Genomic DNA, 18537 nt, shown 5'->3' on the forward strand with positions numbered 1-18537 from the left:
AAGGGGTAGAACATGTCGCTTGACCTTCATAGCCTGGCTTGGCACCGATCGGTTGGAAAACTGATCATGCAGCTCAATCGCCCGGAGTTCTGGAGTTCTTTGATTCGCGTATTGAATGAATATGTGCAGATAGACAATTGGGTGGTGCTGGTTTTTGGCGACCACGCGGTGCGCGTGATCAGCCTGCCCGAAGTAGCAGACAGTGAAGAAATCGACGCCTTTATTCACCGCTATGTGAAAGGCCTGTATCTGCTGGACCCGTTCTATATCGCTGATCGAGAAAACCCACAGAGCGGGTTCTTCCATCTGCTCGATATTGCGCCGGAACACTTCCGGGAAACCGAGTACTACCAACAATATTTCGCGCAATACATCTCGGTCGATGAGGCGCAATACAATGTACGGCTCGATGCCGGCACAACGCTGTGCATGTCGTTTGGCAGCAACCTGCGATTCACCCAGGCGCAGATACCAGTATTGGACCTGATCAAGCCGTGGGTGACGGCATTGATGCATCAACGCATGTTTTTTGAAACTGACCCGACGAAAAACCTCGCCGAGCCGGCCCCATGGGCCGAGGCACTTACTCAGTTGGAAACACAAGTAACGGCACGTGAAAAGGACGTGCTCAAGTTACTCCTCAGTGGGTTCTCCAACAAAGAGATCGCCGGCAAGCTGTCGCTGTCGACAGAAACCATCAAGGTCCACCGCCGCAACATCTACAGCAAGCTGAATATCAAATCTCAGTCCGAACTGTTTGCGCGTTTTTTCATGCCACGGCAAGAGATCCCTTCGACGCTTTGAACGGGGTGGTGCGCTGGCGAAGTAAATTGCGCACAAACAAAAACGCCGATCATCACTGATCGGCGTTTTCGTTAAATATGGAGCGGGAAACGAGACTCGAACTCGCGACCCCGACCTTGGCAAGGTCGTGCTCTACCAACTGAGCTATTCCCGCAAATGGCGTCCCCTAGGGGACTCGAACCCCTGTTACCGCCGTGAAAGGGCGGTGTCCTAGGCCACTAGACGAAGGGGACACGCTACTGAAACACATGGTGTGTGTTCCAGTGCCCAGAGGCCTTGTCCGAAGACTTGGTCCTGGTTTCACTCAATGCCGCCCGAAGGCCACACTGCTTGTAAATTGGAGCGGGAAACGAGACTCGAACTCGCGACCCCGACCTTGGCAAGGTCGTGCTCTACCAACTGAGCTATTCCCGCATATGGCGTCCCCTAGGGGACTCGAACCCCTGTTACCGCCGTGAAAGGGCGGTGTCCTAGGCCACTAGACGAAGGGGACACACCTACAACATTCACTCCCTACCGCGTTTCGCTGTGTGCTTTACGCTGTAAGTGGCGCGCATTCTATGGATGGATTGAAAGGTCGTCAACCCCCAAGGATAAATTTATTTAAATCAATGACTTCGCCATGGTTTCACGGCCTTCGCGGGCATTGGCACCGTCCGAGCCTTGGCGCCTATATTCTGGCGTTCGACAAGACGCTATAGTTCACCCTGACAAATGATGGCAATGTGCATCTATTCAGGAAGCGCCTACCTATATAGAAGAAATCACCTGGGCAACTGGTCGATCGGTCCTATCCGCCGGATGACCCAGTCACTACACTCCACAGCACACCCTATTAAAGAGGTCACACCGGTGACACCACTCATGATCACCCTGCTGGTAATAGCCGGGATCGTAATACTGATCGCCATTGGCTACATGAACCACGTGGTGGAAAACAACAAGCTGGAAAAGAAGCGTACCGAGATCGAGCTTAACGATCGGCTGCGTCGCTGCGGTGAAATCACCGAGACCTTCCCCGGCCAACTGATGACCCCAGCGCTCAAGCTGTTGCTGGCTCGCCTGGAACTGAACGTCAACCAGCGCCTGTTGAACCTCAACAAGTCCAGCACACCGCTCAAGGCCCGCATCAACGAACTGAATGCGCTGATCGCCCAAGGCGAATCGATTCCGGTGCCCAACCCACCGGCCCCGATCCAGACCGAAGCCAAGGCCAAGGACGTGCGCTTTTTGCTCGAAGCCCTGCACGGCCAAGTCACCCGCGCCGCCCAGGACGGCTTCCTGCCGACCAACGAGGCCAAGCACTGGATCAAGGAAATCCGTCATATCCTGGTGCTGCTGCACATCGAGTTTTTCAACAACCTCGGCCAGCACGCCCTGCTACAAGGCCAACCCGGCCAGGCACGCCTGGCGTTCGAGCGCGGCGTGCAGTACCTGCGCAAACAGCCAGAACCGGTGCTCTACAGCGCCCAGTTGCAACTGCTGGAGTCCCAACTGGCGCGCGCCAACTCCACAGTGCTGACCAACAGCAAGCCGGCCGAAGACGAAGTCAACGAGCTGACTGAAGGCTTGAAAGTCGTCGACGCCGATGCCGAGTGGAAGAAGAAAGCTATTTACGATTGATGGCAACGCGACGCAATGCTCAAAGCAACGACGATCAAAGGTGGAAGCTGGCTTGCCTGCGAAGACGTCGGCCCAGCAAACATTGATGTTGACTGACACACCGCTTTCGCGAGCAAGCCCGCTCCCACAGTGGGATTGTGGGGTGTCAGGTAGGTGAGCATCGGCTGGCAGGCCTTCATCGCAGGCAAGCCAGCTCCCACAGTGAAATCATCACATGCCATCAATGTGCACCTATCCTCCCGCCCCCGACTAGCGTAAAAAAGTGCCCCTCACTCCGTGAAATTAGAGGCCTGTTATGCCTGTCGCCGTGATTGATGGACAACCGCTGCACTATATCGACCAGGGCGCCGGCCCTGTCGTGCTACTGGGTTCGAGTTACCTGTGGGCCAGCGACATGTGGGCGCCGCAGATTGAAGCACTGTCGCAGCAATACCGCGTGATCGTCCCCGAGTTGTGGGGCCACGGTGAGTCCGGGCCGTTGCCAGCACCCACCCATTCCCTGGATGACCTCGCCCGCCAGGCCCTGGCGCTGCTGGATCACCTGAGCATCGAGCAAGCCAACCTGGTGGGCCTCTCGGTCGGCGGCATGTGGGGCGCACGCCTGGCATTGCAAGCTCCCGAGCGCATCAACAGCGTAGTGCTGATGGACACCTACCTCGGGGCCGAACCCGAAGCAACGCGCCAGTATTATTTCTCGCTGTTCAAGATGATTGAAGACGCCGGGGCGATCCCCGAACCGTTGCTGGATGTGATCGCACCGATCTTCTTCCGCCCGGGCATCGACCGCGAATCCGCGCTGTACCGGGACTTTCGCCAGTCACTGCAAGACTTCCCCAGAGAACGCTTACTGGACAGCATTGTGCCGCTGGGCCGCCTGATCTTCAGCCGCGAAGACATCTTGGCGCACTTACCTGCATTGGACTCCGACACCACCCTGGTGATGTGCGGCGAGCAGGACAAACCCCGGCCACCCGCCGAGTCCGAGGAAATGGCCGACCTGATCGGTTGCAGCCTGATCCTGATCCCCGAAGCCGGGCATATCTCCAGCCGCGAGAACCCGGATTTCGTCAACGAGACGCTGCTGACCTTCCTCGCCAACCACGCCTGATCGCCCAGCCCTCAGATCGCAGCGTCTACGCTGCGATCAAAGGCGGAAATGCCCCACCATCCCCTTGAGTTGCGCACCCAACTGCGCCAACTGGATGCTCGAGGCGGCATTGCCTTGCATGCTCAACGCAGAATGATCGGCACTCGCCCGAATACTGGTGACGCTGCGGTTGATCTCTTCGGCCACCGAGCTTTGCTCCTCGGCGGCGGCGGCGATCTGTTGGTTCATCTGCTGGATCAATGAAACAGCCGCCGCAATGCTGCCCAAGGCCCCTTCGGTTTCCAGCGCATCACTGACCGCCAGCTTCACCAGCTCGCCACTCTGCTGGATCTGCTGCACCGAGGACTGCGCCGCACTGCGCAGCGTGCTGACCAGCCGTTCGATTTCCTCGGTCGATTGCTGGGTGCGCTTGGCCAGTGCCCGCACTTCATCGGCCACCACTGCGAAGCCACGCCCCTGCTCACCGGCACGCGCCGCCTCAATCGCAGCGTTCAAAGCCAGCAAGTTGGTCTGTTCGGCCACGCTCTGGATCACGCTCAAGACGGTACCTATATTCTGGATTTGCGCGCTAAGGCTTTCGATACTGGCGCTGGCACTGTTGCTGGATGTGGCCAGCAACTCGATCCGCTGCAGACTCATGCGCACCACCTGCTGGCCGCTATCGACCTTGGCATCCGCGGTCTGCGCGGCTTGGGCCGCCTGCTCGGCATTGCGTGCCACATCGTGCACCGTGGCGGTCATCTGGTTCATCGCCGTAGCGACTTGCTCGGTTTCGTCCTTCTGGTTGCTGACTTCGGCAGTGGTTTGCTCGGTGACGCTGGACAATGAATGCGCGGAGCTGGCGAGCTGTTCGATCCCCGCCTGCAACCCGCTGACCATCTGGCTCAAGCTGTTGCCCATCTGCTGCATCGCCTGCATCAGTTGGCCGATTTCATCACGCCGGCTGATCTCCATGCGCCCACTCAGGTCACCCGAGGCGATCTGCTGGGCCACGGCGATCACTGCCCGCAACGGCGTAACAATCAAGCGGGTGATCACCCATGCAGCGATCAAGCCCACCAGCAGCGCCAGGGCAGATGAACCGATGATCAGCAGCGTGCTGTGCTGCAACTGCGTTTGCATGGACTGGTCTTCGGCGGCGTACGCCTGGTTGACCCTATTCACCACTTGCTCGGCGCGGTCATGCAATTGCGTGTAGACCACTTTTTCCTGGGCCAGCAGCCCGGTGTATTCGCCGAGCTTTTCACTGAACGACGCGATATGCCCGGAGACTTCATTGAGCACTGTCTGGTAGCCGGGGTCCTTGACCGTGGTTTTGAGTTTCTCGACTTCAGCCAGGGCCTGGTCGGCTTGCTCGATCTTGCCCTGCCCGGCGTCGTCTGCGTCCGCCCTGCGGCTCTGATCCAGGCGCACCCGCGCTTCGTTCATGGCCTGCAACATCAGCCGCGACACCTGGCTGACCTGCCCTGCCTGCTCGATAAACTCCGCGCCCTCCTTGCCTTGGCTTTCCTTGAGGCCATAGGCGCCGTCGTCCGCCAGCCCGGCTTGCAGCACATCCAGGTTATTGGCCACGCTGGACACCGACCAACTGGCCATTTCCAGCGCTAGGTCTTTGGTCTGGGTCAACTCGACGAACTCATCGAATGCCTGGCGATAGGCGACCAAGGCTTGCTCAACGTCACCCATCACTCGCTCGTTGCTGGCAGACCGAGCCTTGAGACGCGTGGCCTGGGCCAGCAGCGCATCGACACTGGCATGCAGGGCATCAACGGCCTTGGGGTCGGCGTGCAACGCATAGTCTTGCTCGATCACGCGCACCTTGAGCAGGTCGCTGTTGAGCGTCGACATCGACGTAAGGCCTTCGAAGCGCTGGCCGATGGTCTGCAGGGACCACACACCGATGGCCGCTACCAAGGCCGTCAGCAGCAGTACCAGGGTAAACCCCAAGCCGAGTTTTTTTGCCATACCGAGGTTGGCGAAACGTCGTTGCACGCCCGAAATCATTGCACTTGATCCTCTTGCAATGGCAAATGCCATAAGCCAGGTTTACAAGCAGCGAGATTCGCAACCCCGAGGCACTGAGCACAAGCCGCTGGCGCCGGAATAATGGCAAAAAGCTACATGCGCGTCGTTTTCAGAATGGTTGAGGTCGATCTTGCCGCGCCCATGGCTCGGAACAGCGTCAATGCGCGTTGATCAGCCGCGTAGGCCACATTGATGCGTAACCATTCGCTGCGCTCACCCGTGGGGCTGAACAGTGCGCCGGGCGACAGCAACACACCCAGCCGCTGGGCGCAGGCTTGCAATTGCAAGGGGTCGGCCATGCCTGGTCGTGCCCACAGGAACATCCCGCCCGCGGGTGCGGCAAATACCTGCCACTCTTCATCCTCCAGTACCTGCAACGTGGCGGCCATCTGCGCATTCAAGCGCTTGCGCAGGCGCTGCACCCACTTACGGTAAGTGCCGTTACTCAGCAACGTCGCCACCATGGCTTCGGCAAACCGTGAAGTGCCGATGCCTGTCAGGGTCTTGAGCTGGGCCAATTGCGTAATGATCGCAGCACTGGCACACAGGTAACCCACGCGCAGGGCGCTGCTCAGGGTCTTGGAAAAGCTCGACACATAGATCACCCGGTCATCATGGGCCAGCGCTGACAAGCGCGTGCAACTGGCATGCTGCAGGTCGCCGTACACATCCTCTTCGATAATCAGGAAGTCGAGTTCGCGGGCCAGCTCCAACAACCGCTCCGCCACCGGACGGCACAGGCTGGTGCCGGTGGGGTTGTGATACAGGCTGTTGATGAACAGGCACTTGGGCCGATGGGTTTGCAGCAGCGCTTCCAATGCCGGGATATCCGGGCCGCCATGGGCACGTGGCACTTGCAGCAGCGTGACCCCCCGAAAGGCCAGTTGGCGGTAGAGATTGCCATACCCGGGTGTTTCGACCACCACCTCATCACCGGGCTTGAGCAACGTGCGTATCAGCAGGTCCTGGGCATGGCTGGCGCCATGGGTGGTGAGGATACAGTCCAGGCTGGTGGGCACGTGAATCTGGGTCAGGCGCTTGAGCAGTTGTTCGCGCAACGCCGGCAGCCCCAAGGGTGTGCTGTAGTTGAACAGGCCACCAGTGTCGGTACGGCTCAGTTCACGGATCGCGTAGCTGATGTCATCGCTTTCGCGCCAGGTGTCGGGTAACCAACCGCAGCCCAACTTCAGCTCGCCCAGCGGGCTATCGGTAAATGCACCCCAGCCTTGTTCCGCACCTTCATACCAATGGTTTTCGTGGGCCGTGGCGGGATGCGCCACCACGAACCCCGAACCCTGCCTGGGAGCCAGCAGCCCCTGGGCCACCAAGCGCTCGAATGCCTCGATCACGCTGGACTGGCTCAGCAGGTTATCGAGGGCCAATTGGCGAATGGACGGCAAGCGTGTGCCAGGGCTCACCCCCTCCTTGCGAATCCATTCTGCCACCGCGCCGACGATCTGCTGAACAACCGGTACCAGGGCTTGTCGATCGATCCCTAAATCCATGAGCCACTCACTTAAACTGTCTGTTAACCCAAAGCAGTTAAGCACAGAAGCCTGGTAAAGCCGGCCGCAAACTTTTATTAAATTATTGATTTTATTAGATTATTTACCTGAAGAAACATATTCAGCCACGGCACTCTGCCAGCTATGGAAACGCCCCACATCACCCCGCGCTCTTTTCAAACAGCATGCCAAGCGCGGTCCTAGATCGCCGTCGCGCCACCGTCCACCGCCAGGGCCTGACCGGTGGTAAACGCTGCGCCATCACTGCACAGGTACAACACGGCGCTGGCGATTTCCTCAACCTTGCCAATGCGTCCCACCGGGTGCATGGCTGCGGCAAACTCAGCCTTGCGTGGGTCGGCCTCATAGGCGCGACGAAACATGTCGGTATCAATCACGGCCGGGCAGACGGCATTCACGCGAATTTTCTTCTTCGCGTACTCGATGGCCGCCGATTTGGTCAGGCCAATCACCGCATGCTTGGACGCCGCATAGATGCTCATCTTCGGTGCCGCCCCCAGCCCCGCCACCGATGCGGTGTTGACGATGGCCCCACCGCCCTGAGCCAACAGCAACGGCAACTGATACTTCATGCACAGCCACACGCCTTTGACGTTAACCCCCATGATCGCATCGAACTCATCGAGACTGCCGTCAGCCAGTTTGCCCTTTTCGATTTCGATGCCGGCGTTGTTGAAGGCGTAGTCCAGGCGCCCATAGGTGGCGACGGTCTGTGCCATCAATTGCTGCACGTCCGTGTCGAGCGTGACGTTGCAGCGCACAAATATCCCTTCGCCACCGGCCTGGTGGATCAGTGCCACAGTACCCTCGCCGCCTGCCACATCAAGGTCCGCGACCACCACCTTCAAGCCTTCGGCGGCGAATGCCAGCGCGGTGGCGCGGCCAATACCAGCAGCGGCGCCGGTCACCAAGGCGACCTGGCCGGAAAACGTCATGCTCATGGGAACTGTCCTGTGGGGTTAGTAACGGTGGAGCGAGTCTAGCCAACGCCGGGAGCCGTGCGTCAGCACTATCAGAAGGCCGGTTGGCGCTGCATGAATCGCAGTGATAAAGCCGCCCGGCTGATTATCAGCGAGGCCTATTGCCGGGCATTCGCCTGCTTTGCACACCCTTGCCCTTCTGCCACTGAGGGTCTATCACTCATGTTCCATTTCTAAAGAGTCCTTGCCATGACCGCCCAGACCAACCGCCAATTTCTGCTCGCCAAACGCCCGGTCGGTGCCGCCACGCGCGAGACCTTCACTTACCAGGAAGTGCCGGTGGGCGAACCCCAGGACGGCCAGGTGCTGGTGCGCAATGAATACCTGTCCCTCGACCCGGCCATGCGTGGCTGGATGAATGAAGGCAAGTCCTACATCCCACCAGTAGGCATCGGCGAAGTGATGCGCGCCCTGGGCGTAGGCAAGGTGATTGCCTCGAAGCATCCGAACTTCGCGGTGGGGGACTACGTGAACGGTGCACTGGGCGTGCAGGATTACTTCCTTGGCGAGCCCCGTGGTTTCTATAAAGTGGACCCCAAGCTAGCGCCCCTGCCCCGCTACCTGTCCGCCCTGGGCATGACCGGCATGACGGCGTACTTTGCCCTGCTGGAGACCGGCGCCCCGAAAACCGGTGACACCGTGGTGATCTCCGGTGCTGCCGGTGCCGTGGGTAGCATCGCCGGGCAGATCGCCAAGCTCAAAGGCTGTCGCGTGGTGGGGATCGCCGGTGGCGCCGAAAAGTGCAAGTTCCTGGTGGATGAGCTGGGCTTCGACGCCGCCATCGACTACAAAACTGAAGACGTGCCCGCCGCCCTCAAGCGCGAGTGCCCCAAAGGCGTGGACGTGTATTTCGATAACGTCGGCGGCGATATTCTCGACGCCGTGCTCAGCCGCCTGGCGCTCAAAGCCCGCGTAGTGATTTGCGGCGCAATCAGCCAGTACAACAACAAGGAAGCGGTCAAAGGCCCGGCCAACTACCTGTCATTGCTGGTCAATCGTGCGCGCATGGAAGGCTTTGTGGTGATGGACCACGCGGCGAACTTCGCGGCGGCGGGCCAGGAAATGGCCGGCTGGATGGCCCAGGGCAAGCTCAAGAGCAAGGAAGATATTGTCGAAGGGCTGGAGACATTCCCGGAAACGCTGATGAAGCTGTTCAATGGCGAGAACTTCGGGAAGTTGGTGCTCAAAGTCAGCTGACACACCACAAAAACAGATGTGGGAGCTGGCTTGCCTGCGATGCAAGCAACTCGGTCTCTAAGTGATACCGAGTTGATACTATCGCAGGCAAGCCAGCTCCCACATTTTTGCCGCTCTAAAAATCAGGCGATCTCGGCGACGACCGCTGCCAACGCCTTGGCAGGATCCGCTGCCTGGCTGATCGGACGGCCAATCACCAGATAGTCAGAGCCCGCATCCAGGGCCTGGCGTGGGGTCAGGATGCGGCGCTGGTCATCCTGGGCGCTGCCGGTAGGACGGATACCCGGTGTCACCAGTTGCAGCGAGGGGTGAGCGTTCTTCAGGGCCTGGGCTTCCAGGGCTGAGCACACCAGGCCGTCGAGGCCGGCTTTCTGCGCCAGGGCTGCCAGGCGCAACACCTGAACCTGCGGCTCGATATCCAGGCCAATGCCCGCCAGGTCCTCGCGCTCCATGCTGGTGAGCACGGTTACACCGATCAACAACGGTTTTGGGCCGCTGCGCTGTTCCAGCACTTCGCGGCAGGCGCTCATCATGCGCAGGCCACCGGAGCAGTGCACATTGACCATCCACACGCCCATCTCGGCCGCGGCTTTGACGGCCATCGCAGTGGTGTTGGGGATGTCATGGAATTTCAGATCCAGGAACACTTCGAAGCCTTTGTCACGCAGGGTGCCGACGATTTCCGCCGCGCAACTGGTGAACAGTTCCTTGCCGACTTTGACCCGGCAAAGCTTGGGGTCCAACTGGTCAGCCAGCTTCAGTGCGGCGTCACGGGTGGGGTAATCCAGGGCGACGATGATAGGAGTCTGGCAGACGGACATTGGAATGGGCTCTCAGGCAAGTCGAAATCGGCGCGGATTGTAGCGCAAGCAGCGCCGTTGCGGGATCCGATGATCGGTAAATACCGATCAAGCGCCCAATATAGGCGATTCAGGGTGATTGTTTCAGCGCCGATACATTCACGACATGCCCTCAATACGCCGTCCGGCTAGCCTCGCGCACATGACCGCCCGCCCAGCACTTCCAGCCCTGGAACTGGGCGCCTATGCTGACAGCCACAACCAGGCAGATGACCTCGCTATGCATACCCCTTGCGACCCTGTAAACGAAGCGCCAAAAGACGCGGTGATCGCCGAAGACAAGCGCTGGAACACCCGCGCGCTGATTGTCGACGACGACGTGCCGATCCGCGAACTGCTGATCGACTACCTGGCACGCTTCAATATTCTCGCCTCAGGCGTCACCGACGGCACCGCCATGCGCCAAGCCATGCAAGCGGAGACCTTCGATGTGGTGGTGCTCGACCTGATGCTGCCGGGCGAAGACGGGCTGACATTGTGCCGCTGGCTGCGCGCCGAGTCGGACATTCCGATCCTGATGCTCACCGCCCGCTGCGAACCCACCGACCGCATCATCGGCCTGGAACTGGGGGCAGACGACTATATGTCCAAGCCGTTCGAACCCCGGGAACTGGTCGCGCGTATCCAGACAATCTTGCGCCGGGTGCGTGATGACCGCACCGAACAGCGGGCCAATATCCGTTTCGACAATTGGCGCCTGAACAGCGTGCTGCGCCAGTTGGTGGCCGATGATGGCCTGGTGGTGCCGCTGTCCAACGCCGAGTTTCGTTTGTTGTGGGTGTTCATAGAACGCCCGCGCCGTGTGCTGAGCCGCGAACAGCTGTTGGACGCGGCCCGCGGGCGCTCTATCGAGGCCTTTGATCGCAGCATCGACTTGCTGGTGTCGCGCCTGCGTCAGAAACTGGGGGATGACCCCAAGGCTCCGCAACTGATCAAGACCGTACGCGGCGAAGGCTACCTGTTCGACGCCCGGGATATCGGTTGATGCGCGCCCCCTTCAATACGCTGTTCGGGCGACTGTTCGGCCTGTTGCTGGTGGCGATTGTGCTGGCCCATGTGCTGGCGTTCTTCTGGTTCCACCACTACGGCCCACCGCCACCGCCCCGCGCGGCGTTCGTCGAACAACCGGACGGCAGTCTCACGCCCTTGCGCAAGGCGCCTCGCCCCTGGTTTGGCGGCCCGGTGGTGCCCCTGACATTTCAATTTATCTCGCTGATCATCGCCGCCTGGTACGGCGCCAAACTGCTGAGCCGGCCGATCCAGCGCCTGAGCGCGGCGGCCGAGCGCTTGAGCGTCGACCTCGACAGCCCGCCCCTGGTGGAATCCGGGCCTCGCGAAGCACGCCAGGCGGCCTCGACCTTCAACCTGATGCAAAAGCGCATCCGCGAACAAGTCAGCCAGCGCGCCCGCATGCTCGGCGCGGTCTCCCATGACCTGCGCACCCCACTCTCGCGCCTCAAGCTGCGCCTGGAACAGATCGAAGACCCCAAGTTGCAAGGCCAGATGCGCCAGGATCTGGACGACATGATCGGCATGCTGGATGCCACCTTGAGCTACCTGCACGAACAGCGCACCAGCGAGACGCGGCATTGGCTCGACGTACAGGCATTGGTGGAATCCCTGAGTGAAAACGCTCAGGACCAAGGCCGCGACGTGAAATTTTCCGGCACCTGTACACCGTTGCAGGTACAGCCGATGGCCCTGCGTTCATGCCTGAACAATTTGATCGACAACGCCCTGCGCTATGCCGGCACCGCCCGGGTAGAACTGGCTGACAGCCGCGGCGCCCTGGTGATACGGGTGATCGACCACGGCCCGGGAATCGCCGCCGATAAGCGCGAAGCGGTGTTCGAGCCGTTCTTTCGCCTGGAGGGATCGCGCAACCGCAATTCCGGAGGGGTCGGTTTGGGGATGACCATTGCCAGGGAAGCCGTCGAGCGACTCGGCGGCCACCTGAGCCTGGAAGATACACCGGGCGGTGGGTTGACGGCGGTGATGTGGTTGCCGAGGGTTTAAGCACTCCCATTTACCTGACGCGCCGCGATTTAAATGTGGGAGCTGGCTTGCCTGCGATTGCGCAGTGTCAGTCGATGAAGTGTTGGCTGGCCCACCGCTATCGCAGGCAAGCCAGCTCCCACAAGTACTGCGGCGCACCACAGTTAGGTACACCCATCAGTTACAGGGTTTGTCTTCACGACGCACTTGCGCCTGGCTCGCGCTCCAGTCTGTCAACAGGCTGTAGGCCACCGCCAGCAACGTCGGGCCAATAAACAGGCCGATAAATCCGAACGCTATCAACCCACCAAACACACCCAACAGCACAATCACCAACGGCAGGTTGCCGCCACGGCTGATCAGGTACGGCTTGAGCACGTTATCCACGCCGCTGATCACGAACGTGCCCCACACGCCCAGGAATACCGCGTAGGTGTAATCGCCCTTCCACACCAGCCACGCCGTGGCCGGAATCCACACCAGCGGCGGCCCCATGGGAATAAGGCTGAGCAGGAAAGTCACGATACCCAGCACCAGCGCGCCCGGTACGCCAGCGATTAGAAAGCCGATCAGCGCCAGCAGCGCCTGGGCCGCAGCGGTGCCGATCACACCATTGACCACCCGCTGCACCGTGCCGGCCACCAGTTCGATGTAATAGCCAGCGCGCTCGCCAATCAGGCGCTCCAACAGGCGGTGCACAAACATCGCCAGGCGCGGCCCGTCACGGTAGAAAAAGAACACGAAGACCAGGCTCAGGGTCAGCTCAAGAATGCCGCCGCCAATTTGCGCACTGCGCGCCAACAACCAATTGCCGACCTGACCCAGGTACGGCTTGATGCTCACCATCAGCGCCGCGCCTTGTTGATCAATGCTGTCCCAGGTCGCCACCAGGCGCTCGCCTACGAAGGGGATCGACCCCAACCAGGTCGGCGCCTCGGGCAAGCCGTCGACCTGGATGTCCTTGATCAGCGCCACCGCATCACGCACATGGTCAGCCAGGTTGAACCCCAGCCATACCAATGGCACCGCCACCAGCAACATCCAGCCCAACGTCAGGATGCCAGCGGCCAGGGATTCTCGGCCGCCGAGCCAACGGGTGAGCAAACGCATCAGCGGCCAGCTGGCAAATGCCAGCACCGCGCCCCAGAACAGCGCCGACCAGAACGGCGCCATGACCCAGAAGCTGGCACCAAACAGCACCAGCAGCAGGATTTGCACCAGCAGGCGATCGTTATTGAGCATCGGGTATCTCGAAAAGAAGGCTGTAGAAAGAGAGCTTAGGCGAACGGCGCGGGTCCGTTCGCCCTGTGGTGCTTAGCGTATCAGATGCAGATGCAGCCCTTGGGTTTCACCGGTGCCGGTTTCCAGACGGGCGGTGCGCACGCCCTTCTCCACCAGCGCCTGGCGCCAGGCCTCGGCCTGCGGCCCGCTCAGGCTCACGCGCAGGGTGGTGTCGAGGTTCAAGGCTCGGGATATCAAGGTCAGCCAGGTGTCATCCGGCTTGGCAACCAGCGCGGGAAAATCCAGCTCGCCGGTGCTTTTGAGTTCACGCAGCAGGGTGGCCGAGGTGGGCAGCAGCTCGCCCAAGGGCGCGCTGGCGTCGAGTTGCTCCACATGCAGGTAGGCGCGGCGGTTACCACGGGTGATGCCGTACAACGCGATCAGGGAATTGTCCTGCGGGGCGGCCAGGCGTAGCAGCAGGTATTCCTGTTGGCCGTCAGCGCCCACCAGCTTGGCGTTGCCAAACACTTCGTTGGCCCACAGGCTGCTTTCGCCACAATCGCGGGCCTTGCACCAGAACAACAACTGCGCCCCCTTGGCCTGCAAGGCTTCGCGCGTTGCGGTAAAGGCGGCGCTGGAGCTGTGTTCGGCGGGCAATTCATAGGTGATTGCAGTGGCTGGGCCGCGTGCGATGGCCTGGCCTTCATAACGCAACTGGCCGCTGATCTTGCGGATCGCGCCCATGGGGTAGATGCGTTCCTTGTCTTCAGCGGGGCGGTAATCGACGATTTGCGCATCAACCTGGCGGGCTACCGCCGGTAGATCCTGGCTGCCGGGCAGATCGGCGGCAAATACCAGGGGGCTGAAACAGCAAAGGCCAAGGGCACGGATACGTCCTTTACCCAGGCTCATCGGATCAGTGAGCCCTGGCCAATGTTGGTCACAGCGATATCGAGTGTGTTCATGGTTGACTCCCTTTCAATCCGCCCAGCCTCGGCAGTTGACCCCGCCAAGTCAAGGCGTGGAGAAGAACCGATTGAAACAGTCTGCAACAAGAGCCGCACCGGGCTCGTCATTCAGGTGTAAATGATGGCCGCCTGGCAGCGTGGTAACCGTGAAGGGTAGCTGAGAAAGCAATTCGGAATGTTTCGCCAGCATGCCGTCAGCCGCGACCACCAACTGGGTAGGGCACCCTACCCTTCGCACGAAGGCCATGGCTTGTTCGTCGGTCAGGCGCATCGGCGACGCCAGGGTCAGGCGGCTATCGCTGCGCCAGGTGTAACCGCCCGGTACGGGCATCAAACCGCGCTGGGCCAGGAGCTGCGCCGCTTCACGGCTGACCGCCACCACGCCTTTCATCCGCGCCTCGACCGCTCGATCAAGGCTGTTGTAGACCGGCTTGCGCTTGTCCTGCAGGCTCAATTGCGCCTGCAACGCCATGCCCAGGCGCTCGGCCGCGTTCTCGCCGCTGGCGGTCGGTGGGATCACGCCGTCAATCAGGCCCAGGTGTGTCACCCGCTCCGGCAAGGCCCCGGCCACTACCAGAGAGACGATGGCGCCCAGGGAGTGGCCAAGTAATGCAAAACGTTTCCAGCCCAGTTGCTCAGCCACCTGCAGCACGTCGTAGACGTAATCCCACAAGGCATAACCGGCGCCAGCCGGGCGGTGCGCCGAATGCCCATGCCCCGCCATGTCCAGAGCGACGATGCGCAACCCTCGCAGCCTGGGCGCCAGGCGCGCAAAGCTGTTGGCGTTGTCCAGCCAACCATGGAGGGCAATTACCGGCAGACCGTCCTCGGGCCCGAACAGATGCGCGGCCAGTTCGATGTGCGGCAGGCTCAGGCGTACCTCTTCGACGGGCGTACTCATGCGCAACTGCGCTCACGGGCCTGCCAGCGGGCGAACAGGGTCTTGATCAAGGCAGCAGTGTCCTGAGGGCGTTCGAGGGGAAACATATGGCCGCCGGGCATGGTGAGCATTTCGCCCATGGGCAAGCGGTCGACACCGCTGGCATGGTGACGCATCACCACCCGGCTCTGGCGGCCACGCACCACGGCCAGCGGCACCTTCAACTGGCGCACCTGGCCCGGGCTGGTGTGGGGCACGCCGCGATAGATGCTGATTTCGGTGGCAGGGTCGAACCGCAGGCGCAGGCGGTCGCCCACTTGCTGCAGGCCATGTTGCAGGTACGCGTCAAAGCAATCGGGATCAAAGCCACGGAACAGGGTCTTGCCGGCGAAATAGCTGCGCGCGGTGTCCAGGTCGGTGAATTCTTCGCGCCGGCCAAGCGTGCGCCCAGCCGGGGTGAGGCGGTCGATAAAACCAAAGCGCTTGGCAGCGCGGATCACCCAGCGGTCTGCGCGGGTGAGCACCGGCGAATCCAGCATCACCACGCCCCGGTACAGTTGCGGGCAGCGCATGGCCGCGTGTAAATGCAGCACGCCACCCAGGGAATGGCCCACGCCCCATACAGGCTCTGGCTGCTGCTCCAGATGATGGATCAGCTCGTCCACCAGGTTCTGCCAGTTATCATCCACCGGGAACCTGGGGTCGTGACCGTGCTGTGGCAGATGGGCCACCGCATATTCCGGGGCCAGGGCGGCAAACAGCTTGCCGTAGGTGGCCGAAGGGAAGCCATTGGCGTGGGTAAAAAACACGTGCTGCGACATACAGGTTCCATCAACAAAAACAGAGGGGGATTGTCACCATGCCCGGCCCCTACAGCAATGACTGTAACTGCCAGGAATGATGACACTCACGCCACGCGCTATCGCGCCGGCGGTTGTTCACCCAGCGGCACCACGGCCATGGTCAGGCGCGAGACACAACTGGCCTTGCCCTCGTCGCTGCTCAGGCGGATGTCCCACACCTGGGTGGTACGCCCGATATGAATAGCCTTGGCCACCGCAGTTACCCGGCCGCTGCGCACGCCGCGAAGGTGGTTGGCGTTGACCTCCAGGCCCACGCAATAGAACTTGCTTGCATCAATGCACAAGTAGGCGGCCATGGAGCCGACACTTTCGGCCAGCACCACCGAGGCGCCGCCGTGCAGCAGGCCGTAGGGCTGATGGGTGCGGTGGTCGACCACCATACTGGCGGTAAGGGATTCGTCGTCGAAGCTTTCGAAACGAATATCCAGCATTTCACCGATGGTGTTTTTCTGGATCGCGTTGAGGTGTTCGATATTCGGTTGGGTACGCCACAGGCTCATACGGTTGTCCTTGTTGGTTTTATTACGACCCTAATCCTGCCACAGAACGGTTTCGGCGCGCGCGCTCCATGCTTGCAATTGTGGCCCGTACGTCGACTCGATCACGTTGCGTTTGATCTTCAAGGTCGGCGTGAGAAAACCATTTTCCACCGCCCAGTGGTCTTTCACCACCACCAAGTGCCCCATGCGTTCATGCTTGTCCAGGCCCGCGTTCACCTGTGCCAGCCAGCGCTCAAGGCCGCTGCCGAGAGCTTGGCGGTCCTCGCCGGGTGCCGACAACACGCACAGCCCGATCGGCGCGCTGAGCCCCTCGCCGACCACACACACCTGTTCAATACGTGCATGTTCGGCCAGGCGGTTTTCAATCGGCGCCGGGGCTACGTATTTGCCTTTGCTGGTCTTGAAAATTTCCTTGAGACGTCCGGTCAGGCGCAGGCGACCGTCCGCGTCCTGCTCGCCCTTGTCACCCGTACGCAGGAAGCCATCTGCGGTGAGCGTGTCCGCGGTTTTCTGCGGGTCCTTGAAATAGCCCAGCATGGTCGCGCCACTGCGTACCTGCACTTCGCCTGACGGGTCGATACGCACTTGCACGCCTGGGCAGGGCTGGCCGATCCAACCGAGCGTTTGCCCACCTGGGCGACACACATGGGAATAGCCGCAGTTTTCGGTCATGCCGTACACCTCCAGCACATCCAGGCCCAGGCGCTGATACCAACGCAGCAACGCCTCGGGCACCGGCGCGGCGCCGGACAGGGCGATGCGCAGCGCATCCAGCCCCAGGCCGGCGAGAATTTTATGGCCGACGCGTTTGCCGATGAAAGGCAGGCGTAACAGAGTATCGAGGCGTTTTTCCGGGATTTTGGCGTAGACGCCCAGTTGGAATTTGGTCCAGATGCGCGGCACGCCAAACAAGGCCGTCGGCCGCGCCCTGCGCAGATCGGTGAGGAAGGTTTCCAGGCTCTCGGCGAAAAAAACGGTTTGCCCGGTATAGATCGAAGCCATTTCTACAAACATCCGCTCCGCCACATGGCATAGCGGCAGGTACGACAGCAACCGGTCGCCCTCCCCGAGGCCAAACAGCTCAGTACCGCCCGAGGCAGCAAACCCCAAGGCGCCGAAACTGTGCATCACCCCTTTAGGCAGGCCGGTCGTACCGGAGGTGTAGATGATAGTGGCCAGGCTGGCGGCATCCGGTAGCGGGTTGTCCTGGATCGGTAAACAGGCTTGCAGGTCCGCCCAAGTGAAATCGAAAGTCTCTTCAGGAGGGCACAGCGGCAGGCTGACAGTCGGCACATCCGCAGGAACGCCAGGCGCCATTGCCGACCAATCATCCAGCTTGCCGATCAGCGCCAACCGCGCCTGCGAATGGGTCAGCACATGGGCGACTGAGTCCGCGGTGAGGTTGGGATAAAGCGGCACCGACACGTGCCCGGCCATCCAGATCGCCAGGTCGGCGATGATCCAGTGGGCGCAGTTTTTTGAAATCAAGGCAATGTGCGAACCCTGGGGCAACTCCCGCGCACGCAGCCAGTGCGCGGCGCAACGGGCCTGGTGGCCGACCTCGCCCCAGGTGAGGGCCTGCACCTCACCGCCGCCGATGGGCTGAACGAGGAAGACTTTGCGCGGGTGCCGCGCTTCACGCTCGAAGAAGACCTGCAACGGCAAACGAAAAGCGACAGGCATGGGACGCGCTCCTTTGTGATCCGAGATACAGCCAACCAAGCACTTGCTTGGTTGACTGTATAGCACAGACGAAGGAAACGGCCTGCCGCTAACCACGATGCGAAGCGAGACGCTCTTGATCTGCTCTTGATCTTGATCTGCTTTTGATCTTAGGCGCCCCATCAAACCACGCTGGCCGTAATTCGACAGGGAGTGGGGGGTAAACCGGCAGGGATGCCGTCATCGCAGGCAAGCCAGCTCCCACAATTGGATCGCGGGCGTCAGCGAGATAGGTGTCGGCTGGCAGGCCGTCGCGGGAGCAAGC

The 18537-nt window shown here is 61.0% G+C and carries 16 protein-coding genes, 4 tRNA genes and 1 pseudogene; 6 read left to right on the forward strand and 15 right to left on the reverse strand.

The window, feature by feature from the left end; translation table 11 throughout:
• The first annotated feature begins 12 nt into the window (after positions 1-12).
• On the forward strand, positions 13-804 hold the full coding sequence (locus tag GIV35_RS12795) for a helix-turn-helix transcriptional regulator (RefSeq protein ID WP_236264528.1): 792 nt from the start codon (positions 13-15) through the stop codon (positions 802-804).
• A gap of 78 nt (positions 805-882) precedes the next feature.
• Here the strand turns inward: GIV35_RS12795 and GIV35_RS12800 are convergent.
• From GIV35_RS12800 to GIV35_RS12815, 4 genes are all read right to left on the reverse strand, one after another.
• Positions 883-958: transfer RNA gene (locus tag GIV35_RS12800), tRNA-Gly, on the reverse strand.
• A gap of 3 nt (positions 959-961) precedes the next feature.
• A tRNA-Glu gene (locus GIV35_RS12805) sits at positions 962-1037 on the reverse strand.
• A 105-nt stretch (positions 1038-1142) separates the two neighbouring features.
• Positions 1143-1218: transfer RNA gene (locus GIV35_RS12810), tRNA-Gly, on the reverse strand.
• Positions 1219-1221: 3 nt separating this feature from the next.
• Positions 1222-1297, reverse strand: a tRNA-Glu gene (locus GIV35_RS12815).
• Between the two features lie 359 nt (positions 1298-1656).
• Here GIV35_RS12815 and GIV35_RS12820 point away from each other — a divergent pair.
• Together GIV35_RS12820 and GIV35_RS12825 are read left to right on the forward strand one after the other, a co-directional pair.
• Positions 1657-2427 carry a hypothetical protein gene (locus GIV35_RS12820; protein ID WP_034127216.1) on the forward strand — a complete coding sequence of 257 codons (771 nt, stop codon included), beginning with the start codon at positions 1657-1659 and terminating at the stop codon, positions 2425-2427.
• A gap of 295 nt (positions 2428-2722) precedes the next feature.
• Positions 2723-3535, forward strand: a complete 813-nt coding sequence (locus GIV35_RS12825; RefSeq protein ID WP_236264529.1) for an alpha/beta fold hydrolase — start codon at positions 2723-2725, stop codon at positions 3533-3535.
• A gap of 36 nt (positions 3536-3571) precedes the next feature.
• Here the strand turns inward: GIV35_RS12825 and GIV35_RS27490 are convergent, their stop codons facing one another.
• The 4 genes and pseudogenes from GIV35_RS27490 to GIV35_RS12840 form a co-directional block, all read right to left on the reverse strand.
• Positions 3572-4453, reverse strand: a complete 882-nt coding sequence (locus GIV35_RS27490) for a methyl-accepting chemotaxis protein (RefSeq protein ID WP_370721009.1) — start codon at positions 4451-4453, stop codon at positions 3572-3574.
• Positions 4430-5572 (reverse strand): annotated as a pseudogene (locus GIV35_RS27495) (HAMP domain-containing protein); the annotation flags it as partial. The pseudogene GIV35_RS27495 and the gene GIV35_RS27490, both read right to left, overlap by 24 nt.
• A gap of 80 nt (positions 5573-5652) precedes the next feature.
• Positions 5653-7065, reverse strand: a complete 1413-nt coding sequence (locus GIV35_RS12835; protein ID WP_213153074.1) for an aminotransferase-like domain-containing protein — start codon at positions 7063-7065, stop codon at positions 5653-5655.
• A gap of 200 nt (positions 7066-7265) precedes the next feature.
• Positions 7266-8027, reverse strand: a complete 762-nt coding sequence (locus GIV35_RS12840) for an SDR family oxidoreductase (protein WP_003190072.1) — start codon at positions 8025-8027, stop codon at positions 7266-7268.
• Positions 8028-8255: 228 nt separating this feature from the next.
• Between GIV35_RS12840 and GIV35_RS12845 the strand changes: the two genes are divergently transcribed.
• Positions 8256-9263 carry an NADP-dependent oxidoreductase gene (locus GIV35_RS12845; RefSeq protein WP_089042713.1) on the forward strand — a complete coding sequence of 336 codons (1008 nt, stop codon included), beginning with the start codon at positions 8256-8258 and terminating at the stop codon, positions 9261-9263.
• 122 nt (positions 9264-9385) lie between these two features.
• On the opposite strand, the gene pyrF is transcribed toward GIV35_RS12845, so the two are convergent.
• Positions 9386-10084 carry an orotidine-5'-phosphate decarboxylase gene (gene pyrF / locus GIV35_RS12850; RefSeq protein ID WP_003190068.1) on the reverse strand — a complete coding sequence of 233 codons (699 nt, stop codon included), beginning with the start codon at positions 10082-10084 and terminating at the stop codon, positions 9386-9388.
• A gap of 259 nt (positions 10085-10343) precedes the next feature.
• Between pyrF and GIV35_RS12855 the strand changes: the two genes are divergently transcribed.
• Together GIV35_RS12855 and GIV35_RS12860 are read left to right on the forward strand one after the other, a co-directional pair.
• Positions 10344-11108 (forward strand): response regulator, encoded by a 765-nt coding sequence (locus GIV35_RS12855; protein ID WP_034127268.1) that lies wholly within the window; start codon positions 10344-10346, stop codon positions 11106-11108.
• Positions 11108-12139: a sensor histidine kinase gene (locus GIV35_RS12860; protein WP_089042712.1), complete on the forward strand. Its 1032-nt coding sequence runs from the start codon at positions 11108-11110 to the stop codon at positions 12137-12139. Before GIV35_RS12855 ends, GIV35_RS12860 begins: the two co-directional genes overlap by 1 nt.
• 156 nt (positions 12140-12295) lie before the next feature.
• Here GIV35_RS12860 and GIV35_RS12865 read toward each other — a convergent pair whose 3' ends face one another.
• The 6 genes from GIV35_RS12865 to GIV35_RS12890 form a co-directional block, all read right to left on the reverse strand.
• A complete protein-coding gene (locus tag GIV35_RS12865) occupies positions 12296-13360 on the reverse strand; it encodes an AI-2E family transporter (RefSeq protein ID WP_105226306.1) in 1065 nt (354 codons plus the stop codon).
• Between the two features lie 72 nt (positions 13361-13432).
• Complete coding sequence (locus tag GIV35_RS12870) at positions 13433-14251, reverse strand: DUF4892 domain-containing protein (RefSeq protein WP_105226305.1); 819 nt, start codon at positions 14249-14251, stop codon at positions 13433-13435.
• Between the two features lie 102 nt (positions 14252-14353).
• Positions 14354-15208: an alpha/beta hydrolase gene (locus tag GIV35_RS12875; RefSeq protein WP_198716236.1), complete on the reverse strand. Its 855-nt coding sequence runs from the start codon at positions 15206-15208 to the stop codon at positions 14354-14356.
• Entirely contained in the window at positions 15205-16008 is an 804-nt protein-coding gene (locus GIV35_RS12880; RefSeq protein ID WP_057976723.1) for an alpha/beta fold hydrolase, read from the reverse strand. Before GIV35_RS12880 ends, GIV35_RS12875 begins: the two co-directional genes overlap by 4 nt.
• Positions 16009-16106: 98 nt before the next feature.
• Positions 16107-16550: a hotdog fold thioesterase gene (locus tag GIV35_RS12885; protein WP_014717751.1), complete on the reverse strand. Its 444-nt coding sequence runs from the start codon at positions 16548-16550 to the stop codon at positions 16107-16109.
• A 30-nt stretch (positions 16551-16580) separates the two neighbouring features.
• Positions 16581-18233 carry an AMP-binding protein gene (locus tag GIV35_RS12890; RefSeq protein ID WP_236264499.1) on the reverse strand — a complete coding sequence of 551 codons (1653 nt, stop codon included), beginning with the start codon at positions 18231-18233 and terminating at the stop codon, positions 16581-16583.
• Positions 18234-18537 lie beyond the last annotated feature (304 nt).

Source organism: Pseudomonas sp. PA-1-6B, assembly GCF_021609545.1.
In the GTDB taxonomy this organism is placed as follows: Bacteria; Pseudomonadota; Gammaproteobacteria; order Pseudomonadales; family Pseudomonadaceae; genus Aquipseudomonas; species Aquipseudomonas fluorescens_BV.

What these genes read in the sequence shown, in the direction of transcription:
- GIV35_RS12855 (WP_034127268.1), top strand. Translation starts at nt 10,344, where the DNA reads ATGCATACCCCTTGCGACCCTGTAAACGAAGCGCCAAAAGACGCGGTG.
- GIV35_RS12885 (WP_014717751.1), bottom strand. Translation starts at nt 16,550, where the DNA reads ATGAGCCTGTGGCGTACCCAACCGAATATCGAACACCTCAACGCGATC.
- GIV35_RS12865 (WP_105226306.1), bottom strand. Translation starts at nt 13,360, where the DNA reads ATGCTCAATAACGATCGCCTGCTGGTGCAAATCCTGCTGCTGGTGCTG.
- GIV35_RS12880 (WP_057976723.1), bottom strand. Translation starts at nt 16,008, where the DNA reads ATGTCGCAGCACGTGTTTTTTACCCACGCCAATGGCTTCCCTTCGGCC.
- GIV35_RS12845 (WP_089042713.1), top strand. Translation starts at nt 8,256, where the DNA reads ATGACCGCCCAGACCAACCGCCAATTTCTGCTCGCCAAACGCCCGGTC.
- GIV35_RS12840 (WP_003190072.1), bottom strand. Translation starts at nt 8,027, where the DNA reads ATGAGCATGACGTTTTCCGGCCAGGTCGCCTTGGTGACCGGCGCCGCT.
- GIV35_RS12825 (WP_236264529.1), top strand. Translation starts at nt 2,723, where the DNA reads ATGCCTGTCGCCGTGATTGATGGACAACCGCTGCACTATATCGACCAG.
- pyrF (WP_003190068.1), bottom strand. Translation starts at nt 10,084, where the DNA reads ATGTCCGTCTGCCAGACTCCTATCATCGTCGCCCTGGATTACCCCACC.
- GIV35_RS12860 (WP_089042712.1), top strand. Translation starts at nt 11,108, where the DNA reads ATGCGCGCCCCCTTCAATACGCTGTTCGGGCGACTGTTCGGCCTGTTG.
- GIV35_RS12890 (WP_236264499.1), bottom strand. Translation starts at nt 18,233, where the DNA reads ATGCCTGTCGCTTTTCGTTTGCCGTTGCAGGTCTTCTTCGAGCGTGAA.
- GIV35_RS12795 (WP_236264528.1), top strand. Translation starts at nt 13, where the DNA reads ATGTCGCTTGACCTTCATAGCCTGGCTTGGCACCGATCGGTTGGAAAA.
- GIV35_RS12875 (WP_198716236.1), bottom strand. Translation starts at nt 15,208, where the DNA reads ATGAGTACGCCCGTCGAAGAGGTACGCCTGAGCCTGCCGCACATCGAA.
- GIV35_RS27490 (WP_370721009.1), bottom strand. Translation starts at nt 4,453, where the DNA reads ATGCAGGCGATGCAGCAGATGGGCAACAGCTTGAGCCAGATGGTCAGC.
- GIV35_RS12835 (WP_213153074.1), bottom strand. Translation starts at nt 7,065, where the DNA reads ATGGATTTAGGGATCGATCGACAAGCCCTGGTACCGGTTGTTCAGCAG.
- GIV35_RS12870 (WP_105226305.1), bottom strand. Translation starts at nt 14,251, where the DNA reads ATGAGCCTGGGTAAAGGACGTATCCGTGCCCTTGGCCTTTGCTGTTTC.